A 4,595-nucleotide genomic window follows, 5' to 3' on the forward strand; every position below is an offset into this window, starting at 1 on the left:
CTATAATATATGCCCTATCAGCAACAGATAATGCTTTTTTTGCATTTTGTTCAACTAATAAAATTGTTAGACCTTGACCTTTAATTTTCTTAATCGTTTCATAAATATCTTTTACAACGATAGGTGCTAACCCCATTGACGGTTCATCGAGCATTAAAACTTTTGGTTTACCCATTAATGCTCTGCCTATTGCTAACATTTGCTGTTCCCCGCCACTCATAGTACCACCTAATTGTCTTTTTCTCTCTTCAAGTCTAGGAAACAATTCAAATATCTCTTCTAATTCATTTGCTTTTATATTATTTGTAACGTTTCTTGTATATGCCCCTAATAGCAGGTTTTCCAAAACAGTTAATTTTGGGAAAATCCTTCGACCTTCTGGAACCATTACTATTCCTTTTTTTACAATTTGATCCGGACTTAATTTATTTATTTCATCACCATTAAAAAGTATTGAACCTGAGGATTTTATTAATCCAGAAATCGCATTTAAACTTGAAGACTTTCCAGCACCATTAGATCCCATTAATGTTACTATTTCTCCTTTATTTAACTCCAAATTGAGATCTTTTACTGCATGAATTTGGTTATAAAAAACATTTAAATTTTCTATTATTAGCAATTAAATCACTTCCTCTTCTTCACTTCCTATGTAGGCTTTTACTACAGCGCTATCAGAAGTAACTTGTTCAGGAGAACCATCAGCAATTTTCTCACCGTGATTTAATACAGCCATATTATCACACAATCCTACTAGCATCGGGACGTTATGTTCGATAATAATCACTGTTGTCCCATTGTCACGTATTCTTTTTACCAATAAATTAATTTCTTCTACCTCAGTATCATTCATACCTGCACATGGTTCATCTAATAAAATAAGCTTTGGATCAGATACAAGTGCACGGGCTATCTCTACCTTACGCTGATTTCCATAAGATAAATTACCTGCATTTAAATCCATATACTTTTCTAAACCAACCTCCATCAATGTTTGTTTAACTTTTTCTTCAACAACTGTCTCTTCTGTCCGTTGAAATTTGCTATTCAATATAGCAGAAATTAAACCCGACTTTGTCTTTCGAAACATTCCTATCTTTACATTTTCTGCAACAGTCTCATTACCTAATAACCTTATATTCTGGAATGTCCTTGAAACTCCTAATCTTGCTATTTGAAATGGTTTTAACTTTTGAATCATAGTATCTTCAAATACTATTTCACCATTATTAGGAGTATAAATTCCTGTTAACATATTAAACAATGTTGTTTTACCTGCACCATTTGGTCCAATCAAACCAAAAATTTCATCTTTTTGTACCTTCAGACTTACATTATTTATAGCTGTTATTCCGCCAAAAAACTTTGATACATTTTTAACTTCCAACATTCTGATCACCACTTTTCACAGCTGGTTTTAAATTTCTAATTTTAATATTTTTTATGTCTATCAATCCTTTAGGACTATATCTCATAACTAAAACCATAAGTAATCCATAAAGAATCATTTTATAATTATCTAAATAATTTAAGTTCAAAATGTTTCCTACATCAAAAATATGAAATAGTTCCGGTATTGTGTATAAAAGTGTCACACCTAATAAAGTTCCCCTTATACTACCCAATCCACCAATAACTATCATACTTAGGATTGTTGCTGACGTTGTAAACGTAAAAGAGTCAGCATTTACAAAGTAAATTTTATGAGCAAATAAGGCTCCTGCAACCCCTGCAAAGGCTGCTCCGATTGCAAAGGCTAATACTTTATAATACATGGTATTGATTCCCATCGATTGAGCTACAGTTTCATCTTCTCTTATAGTCACCCAAGCTCTCCCAATTCTAGACCGTGTTATTTTCCTCATAATATAGATGGCTGCGATTAATGCAATTACAACCAAAACGAGATATCCTACATTCTCCACCTCTAAACCAAAAAAGTTAGGGGCGGGTATAGAATTTATTCCATATGCCCCTCCTGTAATTTGGGAATTATTAAAGAATGAGTGTGCAACTAGTCCCAAACCCAATGTTGTAATTGCGAGAAAATCATCCCTTAAACGCAAACTTGGCAGTCCTAAAAGTGCACCTAATAAGAAGGTTACTACAACAGCAATTACCATAGATATCCAAACATTCACACCATAATTAGCAGATAATATAGCTGAAGTGTATGCGCCAATTCCATAGAATGCTGCGTGTCCCAAAGAAACTTGTCCTGCAAACCCAGTTGTTAAATTCAATCCTAGGCCTAAAAGAATATTAATCACTAAAAATATTAAAATATCTACGTAATATGGGTTAATGAAATCCAACAATGATATCACCTACACTTTTTCTATATTCTTTCCGAATATTCCTGAAGGTTTTATTAGTAAAATAGCAACCAGCAATATAAAAGCGATGGCATTCGTATCAATAGGCATCCCTTCTAAATATCCTGTACTTAATGCCTCTGCTATTCCCAATATTAATCCACCTAAGACTGTTCCAGGAATTGAACCTAAACCACCTAGCACAACAACACAGAAAGCTTTTAATCCGGGAATATCCCCCATAGCTGGCGATAGTGAATTATAATTTAACGCTGTTATTATGCCAGCTAAAGCTGCTAACATAGAACCAAGCAGAAAAGTAACCATGACAATTCTATTAACATTTATACCCATTAATGCAGCTGCCTTTCGATCCTGAGAAACTGCTTTAATAGCTATTCCTATTTTGGTGAAATTCAAGAAGAGGTAAAGCAAAGCTAAAACAATAAGTCCGATTATGATCATATAAAGTTTAATATTCGTTAATGACGCAATCCCAAAAATATCAATACTATGTACGGCAATATTTGTTTTTGGAAAGGCATGAGAATCAGATGTAAAAATAATTTGAAACAAATTTTGAAGTAATATAGCTATTCCTACACCACTTATTAGAACCGTAATTGGATGGACATCTTTAAGAGGTCTATAAGCATACTTTTCAATCCCTACACCAACCAGTCCGGAAATTACTAAGGCAAATATCAAAGCGGTAATAAAAGAAAGATTTAGATATAAAATTCCGACCATAGCCGAGAAGGCTCCGACCATATATATAACACCGTGGGCAAAGTGCAAAACTTTTAAAACTCCGTATACCATTGTTAGCCCAAGCGCTATTAATACATATACAAAACCTAATGCTATCCCATTAATTAACTGTTCAACTATCAAGTCATCCCACCCCTTTACCGTTATAAAGGAAAACAAGGGATACAATAATAAATTGAATCCCTTTTATCTCCACTTATAAAATTAATATGTTTTTGAATGTAGGTATTTAAATTCTCCATTTTCAACTTTCATGAATACGATTGGCTTAACGACTTCATGATTTTCATCAATTGTAATATTTCCTGAGGTGCCTTCTAAATCTTTAGTTGAATTAATTGCTTTAGCAATTTCCTCTCTATCAGTACTTGAACGTTCAATTGCATCCTTTATCGTTAATACCGCATCATAGCTTTGGGAAGCTGTAATGCTTAAATCAGTATTGAATTTTTCCTTATAGGCTTTAACAAAGTTTTGAACAACTTCTCTCTCATCTGCCGTATAGAATGAGGTAGTAATGACAGTTCCTTCAGCATGATCACCAGCTAATTCGAGAAATTTTGGTGCATCCAACCCATCAATGCCGATTATTCTAGATTCTAGGCCCATTTGTTTTGCTTGGCTTACGATGGAAGATCCCTCATTGTAGTAGGCTACAACAAATAAAGCATCAGGTTTTTGTTCCTTTATAGCAGATAGCGCTGAATTAAAATCAGTATCACCCATATTAAATTGTTTACTTACTAAAACTTTTCCGCCTAGTTCACTTATTTCTTTCTCTAAAGCGACCTTGCTTTCGGTTCCATAATCAATATTCATATACACAATACCAAAGGTTTTTAATTTTTCTTCATTTACTGCATAATCAGCAAGAGCTTTTGCTTGTACATTGGAGGTATAGATCATTCTAGAAACGTAGTCCCCGCCCTTTGTAGCTTCCGGATGTTTCGCATATGAAACAATCATTGGTACGCCTTCTTTTTGTGCCAGAGACGCCGCTGCTAAAGTTGGACCTGAATAAGCCCCGCTAATAACGGCAGCTACCTTATCACTATTTATTAACTTTTGAACACCTTTTGCGGCTTCTTGCGGCTTACCTTGGTCGTCAACAGAAATTATTTCTACCTTTTGTCCATTAATTCCACCATTTTCATTAATTTGATCTACAGCTAGTTGTGAAGCATTTAAACTTATTTGCCCGTCAGTTGATGTTGGTCCTGTTAATGGTCCAAACCAACCAATTTTTATAACATCTTGGGTATTCTTTTTTGAATCGGTAGAGCCTTCCTTTCCATCTGTATTTTCTGAACTACAAGCTGATAATATTAAAGAAAAAACTAATAATAATAGATAGAGCATTTTTTTCATGCAATCTCACCCCAGATAATTTTTATTGAGTTATCAGTAAATAGGACTCGGAGTTTCTCATGTTGTAAAAAATTTTACTTCCTTTTAGTGGCATAAACTATTATTCTGACGTTTCCTAAGATGTAAACTTTAGTTTAGTAG

The 4,595-nt window shown here is 33.9% G+C and carries 5 protein-coding genes; all 5 read right to left on the bottom strand.

Features of this window, described 5'->3' with window-relative positions; genetic code table 11:
* Nucleotides 1-622: ABC transporter ATP-binding protein (locus V7149_RS22715; protein WP_335347856.1), on the bottom strand; the 622-nt coding region annotated here is incomplete at its 3' end.
* On the bottom strand, nt 623-1,390 hold the full coding sequence (locus V7149_RS22720) for an ABC transporter ATP-binding protein (protein ID WP_335347857.1): 768 nt from the start codon (nt 1,388-1,390) through the stop codon (nt 623-625).
* Entirely contained in the window at nt 1,377-2,315 is a 939-nt protein-coding gene (locus V7149_RS22725; RefSeq protein WP_335347858.1) for a branched-chain amino acid ABC transporter permease, read from the bottom strand. The genes V7149_RS22720 and V7149_RS22725 overlap by 14 nt, the downstream gene beginning before the upstream one ends.
* 12 nt (nt 2,316-2,327) lie before the next feature.
* Entirely contained in the window at nt 2,328-3,209 is an 882-nt protein-coding gene (locus tag V7149_RS22730; protein WP_335347859.1) for a branched-chain amino acid ABC transporter permease, read from the bottom strand.
* 81 nt (nt 3,210-3,290) lie between these two features.
* Entirely contained in the window at nt 3,291-4,454 is a 1,164-nt protein-coding gene (locus tag V7149_RS22735) for an ABC transporter substrate-binding protein (protein WP_335347860.1), read from the bottom strand.
* Between the last annotated feature and the right edge of the window lie 141 nt (nt 4,455-4,595).

It is taken from the genome of Bacillus sp. JJ1503, from assembly GCF_036965125.1.
GTDB lineage: Bacteria > Bacillota > Bacilli > Bacillales > Cytobacillaceae > Cytobacillus.

Coding starts and splice junctions, on each gene's coding strand:
- V7149_RS22720 (WP_335347857.1), bottom strand. CDS start 1,390: ATGTTGGAAGTTAAAAATGTATCAAAGTTTTTTGGCGGAATAACAGCT.
- V7149_RS22735 (WP_335347860.1), bottom strand. CDS start 4,454: ATGAAAAAAATGCTCTATCTATTATTATTAGTTTTTTCTTTAATATTA.